The organism is Acidocella sp. (assembly GCF_052326845.1).
Lineage (GTDB): Bacteria > Pseudomonadota > Alphaproteobacteria > Acetobacterales > Acetobacteraceae > Acidocella.
In genome coordinates this window covers 1-15,173 of record NZ_JBKQJR010000194.1, presented here as the reverse complement: position 1 = coordinate 15,173, position 15,173 = coordinate 1, and the positions used below count along the sequence as shown (strand labels likewise).

Annotated in this window: 14 protein-coding genes; 7 read left to right on the top strand and 7 right to left on the bottom strand. The window is 66.8% G+C overall.

Annotated features, from left to right (window positions below; translation table 11 throughout):
- Positions 1–10: 10 nt before the first annotated feature.
- From ACLPJJ_RS12995 to ACLPJJ_RS12970, 6 genes are all read left to right on the top strand, one after another.
- Positions 11–2,596 (top strand): penicillin-binding protein 1A, encoded by a 2,586-nt coding sequence (locus tag ACLPJJ_RS12995; protein WP_443591414.1) that lies wholly within the window; start codon positions 11–13, stop codon positions 2,594–2,596.
- A gap of 134 nt (positions 2,597–2,730) precedes the next feature.
- Positions 2,731–2,970, top strand: coding sequence for a hypothetical protein (locus ACLPJJ_RS12990; RefSeq protein ID WP_443591413.1), 240 nt, complete (start codon positions 2,731–2,733; stop codon positions 2,968–2,970).
- 68 nt (positions 2,971–3,038) lie between these two features.
- Positions 3,039–4,170 (top strand): peptide chain release factor 2 gene (prfB, locus tag ACLPJJ_RS12985; RefSeq protein ID WP_443591412.1). Its coding sequence is split into 2 segments (ribosomal slippage): positions 3,039–3,107 and positions 3,109–4,170, totalling 1,131 coding nucleotides; the frame shifts between segments, so codons are not numbered across the junction.
- A 142-nt stretch (positions 4,171–4,312) separates the two neighbouring features.
- Complete coding sequence (locus tag ACLPJJ_RS12980; protein WP_443591410.1) at positions 4,313–4,915, top strand: cytochrome b/b6 domain-containing protein; 603 nt, start codon at positions 4,313–4,315, stop codon at positions 4,913–4,915.
- Complete coding sequence (locus ACLPJJ_RS12975; protein WP_443591409.1) at positions 4,912–5,622, top strand: molybdopterin-dependent oxidoreductase; 711 nt, start codon at positions 4,912–4,914, stop codon at positions 5,620–5,622. The genes ACLPJJ_RS12980 and ACLPJJ_RS12975 overlap by 4 nt, the downstream gene beginning before the upstream one ends.
- A 46-nt stretch (positions 5,623–5,668) precedes the next feature.
- A complete protein-coding gene (locus tag ACLPJJ_RS12970; protein WP_443591407.1) occupies positions 5,669–7,111 on the top strand; it encodes a glycosyltransferase family 39 protein in 1,443 nt (480 codons plus the stop codon).
- 35 nt (positions 7,112–7,146) lie between these two features.
- On the opposite strand, the gene ACLPJJ_RS12965 is transcribed toward ACLPJJ_RS12970, so the two are convergent.
- The 3 genes from ACLPJJ_RS12965 to cydD all read right to left on the bottom strand — a co-directional run bounded on the left by ACLPJJ_RS12965 (position 7,147) and on the right by cydD (position 11,074).
- On the bottom strand, positions 7,147–7,593 hold the full coding sequence (locus ACLPJJ_RS12965) for an Hsp20 family protein (RefSeq protein ID WP_443591406.1): 447 nt from the start codon (positions 7,591–7,593) through the stop codon (positions 7,147–7,149).
- 167 nt (positions 7,594–7,760) lie between these two features.
- Entirely contained in the window at positions 7,761–9,389 is a 1,629-nt protein-coding gene (cydC, locus tag ACLPJJ_RS12960) for a thiol reductant ABC exporter subunit CydC (protein ID WP_443591405.1), read from the bottom strand.
- Positions 9,386–11,074 (bottom strand): thiol reductant ABC exporter subunit CydD, encoded by a 1,689-nt coding sequence (gene cydD / locus ACLPJJ_RS12955; protein WP_443591404.1) that lies wholly within the window; start codon positions 11,072–11,074, stop codon positions 9,386–9,388. Before cydD ends, cydC begins: the two co-directional genes overlap by 4 nt.
- Between cydD and panC the strand changes: the two genes are divergently transcribed.
- Entirely contained in the window at positions 11,075–11,977 is a 903-nt protein-coding gene (gene panC / locus ACLPJJ_RS12950) for a pantoate--beta-alanine ligase (RefSeq protein WP_443591402.1), read from the top strand. It begins immediately after the preceding gene.
- Here the strand turns inward: panC and ACLPJJ_RS12945 are convergent.
- From ACLPJJ_RS12945 to guaB, 4 genes are all read right to left on the bottom strand, one after another.
- The gene (locus ACLPJJ_RS12945) at positions 11,974–13,383 is read right to left on the bottom strand and encodes a hypothetical protein (RefSeq protein ID WP_443591401.1); all 1,410 of its coding nucleotides are present in this window, start codon (positions 13,381–13,383) and stop codon (positions 11,974–11,976) included. The genes panC and ACLPJJ_RS12945 overlap by 4 nt on opposite strands.
- Positions 13,384–13,409: 26 nt before the next feature.
- Complete coding sequence (locus tag ACLPJJ_RS12940; RefSeq protein WP_443591400.1) at positions 13,410–14,150, bottom strand: ABC transporter ATP-binding protein; 741 nt, start codon at positions 14,148–14,150, stop codon at positions 13,410–13,412.
- A gap of 65 nt (positions 14,151–14,215) precedes the next feature.
- Positions 14,216–14,398, bottom strand: a complete 183-nt coding sequence (locus ACLPJJ_RS12935; RefSeq protein ID WP_443591399.1) for a hypothetical protein — start codon at positions 14,396–14,398, stop codon at positions 14,216–14,218.
- Positions 14,399–14,504: 106 nt separating this feature from the next.
- Positions 14,505–15,173, bottom strand: a 669-nt coding sequence (guaB, locus tag ACLPJJ_RS12930) for an IMP dehydrogenase (RefSeq protein ID WP_443591397.1), incomplete at its 5' end; no start/stop codon positions are given.

Here is a 15,173-nt window from a genome sequence, read left to right as displayed (position 1 = left end):
TAGCCCAATCATGTCCGACCCGAGAGACTCCTTTTCCGCCGGCGATCGTCTGGCCCCTCCCCGCCGCGAACCCGCCCACCAGCCCCGTGCGCCGCGGCCGCCTCGCGGCCCGCGCAAGCACAGCCTGCTCGGCACGGTGCTCAGCTTTGTCGTCTCGGGGCTGTACCGGGTGGTCTTCCTTGGTATCGTCCTCGGGCTTGTGGGAGCCGGTGCCGGCTTTCTGTATTTCTCTGCCGGGCTGCCCAGCATCGACAGCCTGAAGACCTACAAGCCGCCCTTGGAGAGCCGCGTTTTCGCCAGCGATTTCCAGCTGGTCTCCGAACTTGGCAGCCAGCACAGCGTGTATGTCACCTACGACCAGATCCCGCCGCTCGTGTCACAGGCCTTTATTTCGGCTGAGGACAAGCTGTTCTGGGTCGAGCCGGGCGTGAACCCGGCCGCCATGCTGCGCGCGGGCATTACCGACATCACCCTGATCGGCTCCGGCCGGCGCCCGATCGGCGCCTCCACCATCACCCAGCAGGTGGTGAAGAACATGCTGCTGGACAACCACATCACCTTCGGCACGAAGGTGAAAGAGGCGCTGCTGGCCATGCGCGTCTCCCAGGCGATGAGCAAGCAGCAGGTGCTGACCCTGTACCTCAACGAGGTCGATCTCGGGCACAACTCCTTCGGCATCGCCGCCGCGGCCATGACGTATTTCGACAAGCCGCTGAGCCAGCTTGACATCGCCCAGGCGGCGACCCTCGCGGCCCTGCCCAAGGCGCCGACCAATTACGACCCCTTCCTGCACCCGGCTGACGCCCTGCAGCGGCGCAATTTCATCATCAGCCGCATGCTGGACGATGGCGCCATTACCCAGGCGCAGGCCGATGCCGCCACCGCCGAACCGCTACTGCCACGCGCAGCCGCGGCCACGCAGGGCGTGGTGAATGGCGGCTATTTCGCCGATGCGGTGAAGGCGCAACTGGTCCAGAAATTCGGCGCCGACGCGGTGAACACGGGCGGCCTCGTGGTGCATACCAGCCTGGACCCGCGGCTGCAGCAGGCCGCCACCGACGCGGTGCGCGACGGGCTTGAGCAATATGACCACACCTATGCCGGCTGGCATGGCCGCGTGGCGCATGTGGCCGACCCGGACTTGGCCGCGAACTGGCAGCAGGACCTGGCCAAGCAGACCAACCCGCCGGGCATGCGGCAGAACTGGCGCCTCGGCATCGTGCTGGAAGCCGCTGGCCCGAGTGCTCGGATCGGCTCCATCGACCCCGCCTCCGGCAGCCCGCAGACCGGCGAGCTGCCGCTCGCCGATATGCGCTGGGCGCGCCCACAGGTGAACGGCGGGCTGGGGCCGCGTCCCTCCTCCGTGTCTGACGTGCTGCACCAGGGTGACGTCGTCATGGTCTCGGGCGAGGCCATGCTCTCCCTGGAGCAGATCCCGAACATCCAGGGCGCGCTGGTCTCGATAGACCCGACCACGGGCCGCGTGCTCGCCATGGTTGGCGGCTGGAGCCACGACATCAGCTCCTTCAACCGCGTGACGCAGGCGCAGCGCCAGCCCGGCTCTTCCGTGAAGCCGTTGGTCTATCTCACCGCCATGGAGCAGGGCGTGCAGCCCGACGCGCCGGTGCTGGACGCGCCTTTCGTGCAGCAGCTGCCTGACGGTAGCGTGTACCGCCCGGGCAATTACGAGGACACCTTCCAGGGTCCGGTGCCTATCTTCCACGCGCTGGAGGACTCACTCAATCTCGCCACGCTGCATCTGGCGCGGCAGATCGGGCTCAACAACGTCGCCACCACGTTCCAGAATTTTGGCATCGTGGACCAGATGCCGCCCTATTACCCCTCGGCCATCGGCGCCATCGATACCACGCTGTGGAAGATGGCCACCGCCTATGCCGCGCTGGACCAGTACGGCCGGCAGGTGACGCCGAGCCTGATCGACAGCGTGACCAACCCGGACGGCACGGTGCTGTATCAGTCCCCCAGCCAGGTCTGCGATAACTGCGTCAATAATGCCGACCCCGGCCAGATGCCGCAGCTCAACCTCTCAGGCCAGCAGGTGGCGGACCCGGATTCTGCGTACCAGATGATCACCATGATGAAGGGCGTAGTGCTGCGCGGCACCGGCGCCCCGGCTATCGTGGGCATCTCCCAGCCGGTGGCGGGCAAGACCGGCACCACCAACAACTTCAACGACGCCTGGTTCATCGGCTTCACGCCGGGCATCGTCACCGGCTGCTGGATCGGCTTCGACACCCCCGCCAGCCTGGGCAAGGACCAGACCGGCGGCAATGTCTGCGGCCCGATCTGGAACGAGTACATGAAGGTGGCGCTGGCAGGTCAGCCGAACCTTGACTTCGCCGCGCCCCAGGGGATGACTGCGCAGCAGGCGGCCGAACCGGACGGCACCATGGTGACGGAAGCCTTCAAGCCGGGTCAGACGCCGGGCGCCCAGTCGCAGAACGCACTGCTCGGCGGGGCGGATAATGGCGGCTCCAGCGGCACGCCCGCCGCCCCCGGTACCACGGGCCCTGGCCAGCCCGGCACGCCTACACAGCCGTCCAATATCGACAACTCACTCGGCGGCCTGTATTAACATATTGATTTTATACATGTATTTAACGCGGATGGGGCCATGCTCCATCCGCGAATTTTATATCCCCGTTTTAACTTGACTTTCTCTATCTGTATTATATTTTTATAGCACACTGGATAACACAGGGTGCAAACATGGACGACAACCTGATCACTCATTTCCGGCGCGGCGCGGATAATCTGTGGGTGTGCAAATTCGCCCTGCAGCTCCGTACGCGTGGCGGCCGGATCCAGAGCTTCCGCGTGGGTCAGACCGTGCGCCCCGGCGAGTATAATTATGATGGCGAGGATCTGGTGGCCGGGCTGGAGCGTATCTCGCTTGCCCGAAGCTGGCGCCCGCCCAACCCGCCGCGGGTGCTGCCCTACCTGATCTGACACCAACGGGGGCATGACATGCGCATGCCCCCTGTTCTTTCCGGACGGCACACCCTATATCGGGCGTTATGTCCGCTGAATCCGACCAACTGAATGAGCAGATCGGCCGCTCGGTCGCCCTGCTGAGGAGGCATCTTTGACTGGGATGCCGCTGTCATCAAGCTCGAAGAGCTGAACCACCGCGCCGAGGATCCCAATCTTTGGAATGACGCCGACGCCGCGCAGGCCGTGATGCGCGAGCGCAACCGTATCGCCTCCATGGTCGAGGGGGTGTGCGCCATCGAAGCCGAAACCAAGGATACGCTGGAGCTGATAGAACTCGCGGAAGCCGAGGGCGACGAGGCGATGGTGCGCGACGGTATCGCCACACTGGAGCGCCTGGCCGAAGGCGTAAAGCAGAAGGAAATCGAATCCCTGCTCTCCGGCGAGGCCGATAGCCGCGACGCGTTCATGGAAATCAACGCCGGCGCTGGCGGTACCGAGGCTCAGGACTGGGCGCAGATGCTGGCGCGCATGTATATGCGCTGGGCCGAGCGCAAGGGCTTCAAGGTGGAAGTCCTTGACGAATCCGAGGGCGAGCAGGCGGGCATCAAGTCGATGTCCCTCCAGATCTCCGGCCCCAACGCCTATGGTTGGCTGAAGACCGAGGCGGGCGTGCATCGCCTCGTGCGCATCTCGCCGTTCGACGCCAATGCCCGCCGCCAGACGAGCTTCGCCTCCGTGTGGGTGTATCCGGTGGTCGATGACAGCATCGAGATCGAGATCAACCCCGCCGACCTGAAGGTGGACACGTTCCGCGCCTCCGGTGCCGGTGGCCAGCACGTGAACAAGACCGAATCCGCCATCCGCATCACCCACGTGCCGACCGGCATCATCGTGGCCTGCCAGACGGACCGCTCCCAGCACCGCAACCGCGCCACGGCCATGAACATGCTGAAGGCCCGGATGTACGAGGCGGAGTTGCAGAAGCGCGAAGCCGCCTCCGCCGCGACGGAAGCGGCGAAAACCGAGATCGGCTGGGGCCACCAGATCCGCTCCTACGTGCTGGCACCATACCAGCTGGTGAAGGATCTGCGCACCGGCTACGAGAGCGGCAACCCCGCTGCGGTGCTGGATGGCGCGCTGGACCCGTTCATGGCGGCGTCGCTGGCTGGCCGCGTGGGCGCAACGCGCTCCGAAGCCTCGGCGATGGCGGAGTAGGCCAGAGTCACGAAAACACCCGCGCCCCGGCGGCGCGGAAATTTCGTGACATTTGCTGAAACTCCTGCTTGTCTCCCCGGAATAATCCGGCCCCGCCAGCAAACAAAACGGCAAAAAACGCCGGATGTTTTGGGGATGAGACATGCGCGATAATGCGAAACGGGTAATCCACCCCCTGCCCTTGCGGGTGATGCATTGGCTCAACGCCCTGGCGATCATCGTGATGATCGGCAGCGGCTGGCAGATCTACGACGCCTCACCGCTATTCGGCTTCACCTTCCCGCGCAGTATCACCATCGGGCAGTGGCTGGCGGCGGCCATCGCCTGGCATCTCGCCTTCATGTGGCTGCTGGTGAGCAATGGCGTCTGCTATGTGGTGTGGAGCCTTGCCTCCGGGCATTACCGCAAGCTGCTGCCCATCCGCCCGCGCGAGGTCTGGCGGGATTTCACCGCCGCGCTCACCTTCCGGCTGAAGCACGAGACCGGCATCTATAACGCGGTGCAGAAACTGCTCTACGTTGGCGTGTTATTTGCCGGGCTGGTGGCGGTCGTCTCCGGGCTGGCCATCTGGAAGCCGGTGCAGCTCTGGTTTTTTTGCAATCTGTGTGGCGGGTATTTCGCCGCGCGCTACGTGCATTTCTTCGCCATGAGCGCCATCGCCGCGTTTTTCGCCGTGCATTTGGCACTTGTGGCCATGGTGCCGAAAGCGCTGCCGCCCATGATCACCGGAGGGCGCCAGCCATGACCAGCCGCCGCAAGCTGCTGCAGCGCGCCATGGCGCTGGGTCTGATCTCGCCGCTGGACGCCTGCAACTACGAGGACCCGCAGCACCCGGACCTCGCGGATGATTTCCTGCACATGATGTCCGCCTGGAACGACCGCGTGCAGGCGGCGCTGTTCAACCCGCATACGCTGGCGCCCACCTTCCGGCCAGACCAGATCACCCGCCCACCGCGCTTCAACGCGTATTACGACATCTCCCAGGTGCCGGTAGTCGACCCCGCCACCTACCAGCTGGAGCTGGGCGGACAGATTGCGGACAAATCCCCCTGGACACTGGCGCAGCTCAATGCCCTGCCGCAGGAAGGGCAGATCACCAGGCTCACCTGCGTGGAAGGCTGGCGCGTCATTGGCCAATGGGCGGGCGTGCCGCTGGGGCAATTCCTGCGCCGCGTGGGGGCGGACACCACCTGCCGCTATGTCTCCTTCCGCTGCGCCGACGGGTATTATTCCTCCATCGACATGCCCTCCGCCCTGCACCCGCAGACGATTCTGGCGCTGCAATTCCTGGGGCAGCCGCTCACCCCGGCTTTCGGTGCGCCAGTGCGGCTGCGCATCCCCACCAAGCTTGGCTTCAAGAATCCCAAGCAAATCGTGCAGCTTGCGGTAACCAACGTGTACCCCGGCGGATACTGGGAAGATCAGGGCTACAACTGGTTCTCCGGCTCTTGATGTTGCCAGCGCGGCGGGCCATGCACGCCGCATGAATGCGGCATTCTTGGTTGTTCTTATCGCGCTTGCTTTCCGGCTTGTGTTCGCCGGGTTCACCGGGCTGGGCATGGACGAAAGCTATATGATCGCGGCGTCGCATAGCTTCGACGCCTCGTATTTCGACCATCCACTGGCCTCCTGGTGGCTGGAACTGGCCGCGCGGTGGCTCACCGGCAGCGCCTCGCCCATCGTAGTACGACTGCCCTTCGTCGCGCTCTCGGCGCTGTCCTCCTGGCTCATCTACGCCATCACGGCGCGGCTCTACGGCGCGCGGGCGGCATTCTGGGCGGTCGCGGCCTATTCCATCTCGCCGGTGTTCTCACTCGCCTTCGGCTGCTGGGTGCTGCCGGACGGTCCGCTGGACGCGGCGTTGCTGGCCTTCCTTTACGCACTCATCCGTGCCCTGGGGTTGCCTTCGGCCAAGCCTGAGCCGCGCTGGTGGCTGGCGGCGGGAGTGTTCGCCGGGCTGGCGCTGCTCTCCAAATACAATGCCGCCATGGTGCTGGCGGGCACGGCGGTGGCGGTGCTGACGGACAAAGCCGCGCGGCAGGAGCTGCGCCGGCCCGGCCCCTGGATGGCCGTGGCGCTGGCGGTGCTGATGTTCACCCCGGTGCTGTACTGGAATACCACCCATGGCTGGGCGAGCTTCCACTACCAGGGCGGGCGGGCGGAGGGGGTGCGGCTGCGCCCCTCTATGCCGCTCACCATCTGGGGTGGCGAGGCGCTATTCCTGCTGCCCTGGCTCTGGCTGCCGATGGTCTGGCTGATGCTGCGCGGCTTCGCGCAAGGGCCGGCGGAGCGGCGCGGCTGGCTGCTGGCCTGGGCAGCGGTAATACCGGTGGTGCTGTTCGCCGTGGTGGGGCTTTGGTCCTCCACGCGCATCCTCTACCACTGGGCAACGCCCGGCTATCTCATGCTGTTCCCGCTGCTCGGCAACTGGGCGCAGGATTTCCGCCCCCGGCTGCGCGACAATGTGGCGCTCATCTCCGCCGGACTGCTGGGCACGGCGGCGCTGTGCATCACCGCGGAACTCTCGCTCGGCTTCATTCCCAATCTCGACCGCATTTTCGCACCCGGCAAATCGCCGCTGCTGCAAGTGGTGGACTGGGACAGCATCGCCACGCAAATCCCGCCCGGGGTTGATGCCGTGGCGGCGCAGAAATGGTTCGATGCCGGGAAGATCGGCTACGGGTTGCGTGATGAGAATTTGCCGGTGACGGTGTTCGGGCCGGAGCCGCATCAGTTCGCCTTCTCCACGCCGCCATCCTCGCTGCTGGGCAAGAACATCCTGGTCATCGCCATGCCTGGCAGCACCAGTGCCACGGCGGCAAAATTCTCAGGCAATTTCAAGGGCTTTATTCCAGGCCCGGCGCTGACCGTGGCGCACAATGGCGACGTGCTGCTGGTCATTCCCACCTTCATCGGCACGGATCTGATCAAGGCACCATAAGAATAAGGGGGGCGTTGCCGCCCCCTTCCCAGTGTTTACGCCGCCTGCGGCAGCTGCTTCGTTGCTGTCAGCGTGTTGATGGCGATACGGCGCGGCTTGGCGCTTTCCGGTACCACCCGGCGGAGAGCCACATGCAGCAGGCCGTTGACCAGTTCGGCACCTTCCACCACCATATGGTCGGCGAGCACGAAGCGGCGCGAGAACGCCCGCGCAGCAATGCCGCGATGCAGGAATTCGGCCTTCTCCCCCGGCTCCTCGGCCACCTTGCCGGAAACCAGCAGCGCATTGTCCTTCACCGTCAGCTCGATGTCCTCGGCCGAAAACCCAGCCACGGCGAGGGTCACGCGATAGGTGTCCTCGCCGGTCTTCTCGATATTATAGGGCGGGTAACCGGCCGCGTCCTGCGGCAGGGTATCCACGAGCCGGGCCAGACGGTCGAAACCGATGGCGGTGCGGAACAGCGGCGCAAAATCGTTAGTCATGATATAACCTCCTCAAAAGCAAGGTATTTTTACAGTCGCGGAAACAACCCCTTTCGCCCCCATACAGGCAGGCGGACGGAGTGCCGGAACCCTCTTCGAGGCACCCCGGCACTGAGTATTATGGGAATTTTTCGGGCCGCTTCAAGAAAATTTCTGGCCCGCGTTGTTCAGCCCGCCGCGGAAATCAGCGCTCCGCCTGTAAGCCGCCAGATGCGGTCGAGTTGTTCCACCCCGGTGAGCCGGTGCAGGATCAGCAGCACGGTGCGGCCTTCCGTCACATTGTTCAGCACCTTGAAGAATTCCTGCTCGGTGGCCGAATCCAGCCCGGCGCAGGGCTCGTCCAGCACCAGGATCGGCGCGTCCATCAGCAGCGTGCGCGCCAGCGCGAGGCGCCGCCCCTGCCCGCCGGAGAGCGTCGCCCCGCCCTCGCCCACCCAGGCATCCAGCCCATCCGGCAGGGCGCGCACCACATCGGCCACCTGCGCGGCTTCCAGCGCCTCCCAGAGGCGCGCGTCGTCCGCCGCCGGGTCGCCCAGCAGCAGGTTGTTACGGATGGTGTCGGCAAAGAGCTGCGTCGTCTGCCCCAGATAGGCGATGCGGTGGCGCAGCGCTTCGGAGGGCAGCAGAGAGACGTCCGTGCCGCCGAGGCGGATCTGCCCGCTCACCGGGGCAACCAGCTTCAGCAGCAGCGCCGCGATGGTGGATTTGCCCGCACCTGAAGGGCCGAGAATCGCCACGCGCGCGCCCTGCGGCACTTGCAGCGAGAGGTTCTCGAACACGAAGGGCCGGTCCTCGGCATAGCGGAAGCTGACATGCTCGAAGGCGATGGAATTGCGCGAGGGCATCGGCGCCGGTTGCGTCGGCTCGGGCACGGCGGGCTTGGCCTCCGCCACCTGCACCACGCGCGTGGCGGCGGCATTGGCCTGGCCGTAGAGCAGCCCGGCGCGGGGCAGGCCAAGCACGGTCTCGAACGCCGTGGTCAGCACCATCACGGCGATGATCGCCGCCACGGGCGCGCCAAGGAAGCCTAGCAGGATGGCGAGCAGGATGCCGCCCTGGGCCAGGAGGAAGGCCCGGGCGTTGAGCGCGCTCCCCTTAGCCACCAGCTCTCGCTGCGCCGACAGCAGCGCCGCCTCGCGCGATTGCACAGCCGCCAGCATCCGCCCTTCGGCCTCGAAGATCTTCACCTCGCGCAGGCCGTGCAGGGCATCGAGCGCCGCCGAGCGCAGACCGGACATGGCCAGCCCCGCCTTGCCCGCATTCTCTCTCGCCGCCCGCGCCGCCACCACCGGCAGGCAGAAAGCGATGTAGAGGAAGGGCAGCAACACCAGTTCCGCCGCCGCATGCTCGCGCCACAACACCCAGGCCAGCACCGGCGCCAGCATCAGCGCGCTCATGCCGGGCACGAAGATGCGCAGGAACAGGCCGTCCAGAGCGTCCACATCATTCACCAGCCGGGACAGCGCGTCGCCCGCGCGGCGGAAGCCGAGCCCGCCCGCCCCGCTCGCCGCCAAGCCCCGGAACAGCCACACGCGTAGATCCGCCAAGGCGCGGAAGATCGCCTCATGCGACATCACGCGCTCCAGATAGCGCAGCACCACACGGGCCGCGCCGATGAATTGCAGCCCCAGCGGCACCAGCACTGCCGTACCAGCCAGGGAGAGCGCGATGTAGCGCCCGGAGAAGCCCATCAGCGCCACGCCCGCGGCCAGCGCCGCCAGGGAAAGCACCACCGCCAGGGCGAGCCAGCCGGCATCGTGCAGCCACAGGGAAAGAATACGGCGCATCGGGCTCATGCCATCACACTCCGCCAGCTCGCGTAACGCAGCGCGTCGAGATCCAGCCGCCTGGCGCCTATGGTTTTGGCGAAATCCATGGCCATGGTGGAATGCGTGGCCAACACCACGGTGCGCCCGGCGGCGAGATGCTGCAGGCTCTCCAGCACGTCGCGCTCCACGGCGGGGTCGAGATGCGCGGTGGGCTCATCGAGCAGCAGCAGCGGCGCGTCCTTGAGGAAGGCGCGGGCGATGGCGATTCGCTGCGCCTGCCCCCCTGACACGCCGAACCCGCCCTCGCCGATGGGCGTCTTCAGCCTCTGCGGCAGGCTGGTGATCAGCTCGGTGAGGTGCGCGTGGCGGATGGCGTCGGCCAGTTCGGTCTCGCTCGCGGCGGGGCGGGCGAAGCGGATATTCTCCTCGATGGTGCCGGCGAAGATGACCGGGCGCTGGCCGATCCAGCCCAGCATCTTGGTCCGCGCCGCCGGGATGAGCGTGTCCATCTCCGCGCCGTTGATGGTGACCTTGCCCGATTGCGGCGCCAGGAAGCCGAGAATGAGGTCCATGATGGTGGATTTGCCCGCGCCGGACGCGCCGGTGAGCAGCAGCATCTCGCCGCGCCCCACCTTAAAGGACAAATTCTCCACCACCGACGGGCGGGAAGCATCCCAGGAGTAGGTGACGTGCTCAAACGCCAGCGTCACGCCGTGAGCGGCGACGGAACGGATTTCCACGGGCGGCACCGGGGCGGGCGCTTCCGGCAGCGTGGCGAAGTCGTCAGCCACCGCTTCCACCGCCATGCGGTCAGCATACACGGCGGAGAAGGCGCGTAGCGGCGCGAAGAATTCAGGCACCAGCAGCAGCATGAACAGCGCCGTGGGCGCCAGCCTAGCCTGCCCGTGCAGCACCGGGGCGAAACGCAGCACGATGATGACCAGCGCCGCCGCAGCGGCAAGGTCCAGCGCCGTGGAGGAGAGGAAGGCGACGCGCAGCACCCGCATGGTGCGCTGGCGCAATTCCTTGGCAGCCGCGGCCAAGGCACGGGCTTCATCAGCAGCACGGCCCGCAAGCACGATGGTGGAGATGCCACGAATCCGGTCCAGGAAGCGGATCTGCAGCCGGGTCATCGCCAAAAACTGCTTCTTGGCCGCCACCCCGGCGCCGATGCCCGCAACCGCCATGGCGAAGGGCACGAACAAACCGGCCAGCAGCAGGGTCAGCCCGGAGCGCCAATCCACCCAGAGCGCCGCCAGCCCGACCAGCGCGGGGCCAAGCATTGCCAGCGCCGTGGCGGGAATCCAGCGGGCGTGGAAACCGTCCATCGCCTCCACCCGATCCACCGCCGTGGCGGCGAGATCCGCCGAGTGCCGCCCGCGCAGGCCAGCCGGCCCCTGCGCCAGCAGGGCCGCGAGCACCGAGCCGCGCAGCCTGCGCCTTGCTGCGGCACCCAGCTCGAAATTCTGCCGCTCCACCTGCATTTGCAGATAAGCCCGCGCCCCCGCCGCGGCGAGGAAGCCCAGCGCGCACAGCACCGACAGCCACGCGCCGGGGCCGCGATGCAGCACGCCCGCCAGCAGTTCAGCCGCGCACCCCGCCTGCGCGATGCCTAACAACACGGGTAGCATGCCGAGAAATATGGAAAGCCTGGCGGCACGGAACCCGAGTTTCTGCTCAGCCTTCACCCAGGGTTTGGTACGTGCGCTCATGTGTCTTTTCTAGCCGCGCTCCGCGCCCTTGCCCAGGGGCTGGACGGGCGCGTGCAAAATGGTCAAAACCCGCGCCAAATGATGATCGCCAGAACACTCCAGGAATTGCACGCCGCGCGCGAGGCGCTGGGTCCGGTCGGCTTCGTGCCCACCATGGGCGCGCTGCATGCGGGGCATCTCACCCTTGTCGCCACGGCCAAGGCCGCCGGGCGGCCGGTCGCGGCCAGCATCTTCGTCAACCCGACGCAGTTCGGGCCGAAAGAGGATTTCGCCCGGTATCCGCGCGACGAGAAAGGCGACCTGGAGAAGCTGGAAGCCGCAGGCTGCGCGCTGGTCTGGCTGCCGGGCGTGGATGCGATGTACCCGCCGAACAGCGCCACGACCATCACCATCGGCGGCCCGGCGTTGCAATGGGAAGGCGCCTCCCGCCCCGGGCATTTCTCCGGCGTGGCCACGGTGGTGGCCAAGCTGTTCGGGCAGATCCGCCCCGAGGCCGCCTATTTCGGCGAGAAGGACTGGCAGCAGGTGCAGGTGGTGAGCCGCATGGTGGAAGACCTGGCGCTGCCGGTGCGCGTGGTGCCGGTGCCGATCGTGCGTGAGGCCGATGGCCTCGCCCTCTCCTCGCGCAACCGCTACCTCTCGGAGCCCGAGCGCAAGGCCGCCCCCGCGCTCTACGCGGCGCTGACACATACGGCGCAGGAAATCGCCGCTGGCAAGGAAGTGGCTGCGGCGCTGCACCGCGCCAGGCAGTCCCTGGCGCAGGCCGGGATGGTGCCCGATTATGTGGCCCTGGTGCACGCGCAGACGCTGGAGCCGCTGGCCAGCTTTGCGGCCCCGGCACGGTTGATCGCCGCCGCCAAGCTTGGCCAGGTGAGGCTGCTGGATAACGTCCCGGTCGGCTAGCCGTGTGGCGCCAGCCAGGCGAAGGGGTTGGGCGCCACAATCAGCCACACCGCCAGCGACCATAAACTGCTGACGCTCACGCCCAGGATCAGCCCCAGCACCGTGCCCGTCTGCGTCTTGCCGAACTCGGCGCGCACCAGCGGAATCGGCAGAAGCAGCCCGAGCGTGAGGTTGCACAACAGCACCCCGGCGAGCCCCGCCAGCAGCGGCCCCAGCATGGCGGGCGCGCGTGCCATGGTGGCCAGCACCGGCAGGGCCAGAATCAGCAGCGTTGCATAGCCCGCGGCGGCGATGCCGGCGCGCGGGGGCAAAAAGGCGGGCACCGGGGCGCTGGCGGCGAGGTCCGGGGCATCCTCCGTGCCGCGCAGCACCGAGATGAAGAACAGCCCTAGCTGCCCGGCCAGAAACACCAGCAGGGGCAGCACCACCGCCATGCCGCCATAGGCGGTAAACTTACCGGCCAGGATGAACACCACCGGCACCAAGGTGAGCGAGCGGTACACCACCTGCGAGATGAGCCCGGGGAAGCGGGCGAGCAGCCGCAGATCCTTGGCGAAGAGCGCGGCGAAGGCGGTATTGCCGAACTTGCCGCCTTGCGCCCCGGTGCGTCCCGGCGGCCGGTAGGCGGCGGCGGTAATGGCGCCCTCGGCGAAGGGCTTGGCCAGAACCCGCCACGCCAACCCGAACACCGCCAGGCTGAAGGCGATGCTGGCGGCAAGATCCACCCCCTGCCCCAGCAGCCCGCGCGCGAAGAGAAAGGCTGGACCGCCCCCGCCCGGGCCGGGCAGCATGGCGCGCCAGAACCGTACCAGGGGTTCCGGCGGCACGAAGCGCGACAGCTGGCCGAGGATAAAGATGCCGATGCCCATGCCGAGCGCCAGGGTATGCCCTGCCCGCCGCGCCGCCGCCGGGCCGATGCGCCCCAGCAGCGCCGTGACCGTGGCAAAGGCCAGTGCGGCGACCATAAGCGCCTCGGCCAGCAGCATGGGGTACACCGCCAGCGCCCATAATTGCCCGTACACCGCCAGCGCATTGGCCAGCACGCCGCCCAGCAGCGCCCAGGGGGCGGCGATGCTTACCGCCACGCCGAGCATCCGCACCGCCAGCACACGCCCGGGCGGGATCGGCGAGGCGAGCAGGAAATCCGCGTCGCCCCGGCCGTAGATCACGTCGATGCTCGCCGTCATGGCGCGGGAAAACATCAACGCGAACAGGAAGACGATGTTGATGTTCGCCGCCAGCAGCATGACGTCTGCGGGGAGCGGGTGGCGGACGATCTGCCCCGCCAGCAGCAGGGCAATGCCCTGAAAGATAACGCCGACCGCAATCACCGGAATGAGCACGTGCCGATGCGTGCGCACCAGAATCGAGCCGCGCCACAGCACAATCAGCTCATGGCGCAACAACCAGAGGAAACCAGGGGCGGAGAGCATCAGGCGGCGGTGAGGTGGAGGAACACATCCTCCAGAGAGCCGGAAATCCCGGCCTGCTCGCGCAAACCCGGCAAATCGCCCTCGGCCAACAGCCTGCCGCCGGAGAGGATACCGATGCGGCTGGCCAGCCGTTCGGCGACCTCCAGGATATGGGTGGTGAGGATAATCGCGGCCCCACCCTCAACATGCTTTCGCAGGATATCCTTAACCAGCCGGGCGGAGGCGGCGTCCAGCCCGGTGAGCGGCTCATCCAGCAGCAGAAATTTTGGGTCGTGGATCAACGCCCCGGCGAGCACGGTCTTCTGTTTCATGCCGCGCGAGAAACCCTCGCAGCGCTCATTGCGGTGCGGCCAGAGGCCGAGCGTGTCCAGCAACTCCTCGGCCCGGGATTTGGCGAGATCGGCATCCACCCGCCACAGCCCGGCGACGAAGGCGAGATATTCCAGCGGGCTCAAGCGATCGTAGAGCAGCGGCTCGTCCGGGATCCAGGCCATGACCGTCTTGGCGCCGAGCGGGTCCGCCAGCACATCGCGCCCATACACAGAGATGCTCCCGGCATCCGGGCGCATCAACCCGGCGATCATGCGCAGTGTGGTGGTCTTGCCCGCACCGTTAGGGCCGAGCAGGGCGTAGAATTCACCTGGACGGATGCGAAGGTCCAACCCTTCCACAATCTTGCGGCCAAAGGATTTGGCCAAGCCACGGACCATAAGGGCCGCCTGCATATCCGTCGCGTCCATCACGCCCCCGCGCCATTGTGGCGTGATGCTAACAAGGCGGCGGCACGGTTGGCTAGGGCACGTCTCTAATGCGGCTTCTCGTCGCGCTCAGGCTCCTGCCGCCATAGCGACGGCCGCCGGTAATCCGGAGCGCTCTGCCAGCTTTCCTCGTCCGCGCTGTGGCGAGAGGGCTCCTCATCGTCACGCAGCAGGCCGCGGCCTGCCACCAGCAGCATCGCCAAACCGACATTAGAAATATTTATCCGCATGGCCTTTTCCTTCCAGACCAGCATATTGTTGCGACACAGGCCATGTTACGGCCATGTCTCGTTATCCTATCTGGGGACGGCGCGGACGGTTTTAAAGGCCTGGGCCTCAGCCCTCCTGGCGGTAGTTCGGCGCCTCGCGGGTGATGGCGACGTCATGCACATGGCTTTCGCGCAGCCCGGCGCCAGTGATGCGGCGGAATTTCGACTGGGTTTGCAGCGCCTCGATATTGGCGCTGCCGGTATAACCCATGCCGGCCTTCAGGCCACCGACGAGCTGGTGCACCACGGCGGACATCGGCCCCTTGTAGCCGACACGGCCCTCAATGCCCTCGGGCACCAGCTTCAGGCTGTCCTTGATCTCCTGCTGGAAATAGCGGTCCGCCGAGCCGCGCGCCATGGCGCCGAGGCTGCCCATGCCGCGATAGGATTTGTAGCTACGGCCCTGGTAGAGGAACACTTCGCCCGGTGCCTCGTCGGTACCGGCCAGCATCGAGCCGACCATCACCGCATCCGCGCCAGCCGCCAGCGCCTTCACCATGTCGCCCGAGGCGCGGACACCGCCATCGGCGATGGCCGGCACGCCGCGCGCGTGGCAGACGGCGGCGGCTTCCATCACGGCAGTGAACTGCGGCACACCCACACCCGCCACAACGCGGGTGGTGCAGATGGAGCCCGGGCCGATGCCGATCTTCACCGCGTCGGCGCCAGCGTCGATCAGCGCCTTCGCGCCATCGGGCGTGGCGACGTTGCCGGCGATGATCTGCACGTTGTTGGA

What these genes read in the sequence shown, in the direction of transcription:
- ACLPJJ_RS12995 (WP_443591414.1), top strand. Translation starts at nt 11, where the DNA reads ATGTCCGACCCGAGAGACTCCTTTTCCGCCGGCGATCGTCTGGCCCCT.
- ACLPJJ_RS12990 (WP_443591413.1), top strand. Translation starts at nt 2,731, where the DNA reads ATGGACGACAACCTGATCACTCATTTCCGGCGCGGCGCGGATAATCTG.
- ACLPJJ_RS12980 (WP_443591410.1), top strand. Translation starts at nt 4,313, where the DNA reads ATGCGCGATAATGCGAAACGGGTAATCCACCCCCTGCCCTTGCGGGTG.
- ACLPJJ_RS12975 (WP_443591409.1), top strand. Translation starts at nt 4,912, where the DNA reads ATGACCAGCCGCCGCAAGCTGCTGCAGCGCGCCATGGCGCTGGGTCTG.
- ACLPJJ_RS12965 (WP_443591406.1), bottom strand. Translation starts at nt 7,593, where the DNA reads ATGACTAACGATTTTGCGCCGCTGTTCCGCACCGCCATCGGTTTCGAC.
- cydC (WP_443591405.1), bottom strand. Translation starts at nt 9,389, where the DNA reads ATGAGCCCGATGCGCCGTATTCTTTCCCTGTGGCTGCACGATGCCGGC.
- cydD (WP_443591404.1), bottom strand. Translation starts at nt 11,074, where the DNA reads ATGAGCGCACGTACCAAACCCTGGGTGAAGGCTGAGCAGAAACTCGGG.
- ACLPJJ_RS12940 (WP_443591400.1), bottom strand. Translation starts at nt 14,150, where the DNA reads ATGGACGCGACGGATATGCAGGCGGCCCTTATGGTCCGTGGCTTGGCC.
- ACLPJJ_RS12935 (WP_443591399.1), bottom strand. Translation starts at nt 14,398, where the DNA reads ATGCGGATAAATATTTCTAATGTCGGTTTGGCGATGCTGCTGGTGGCA.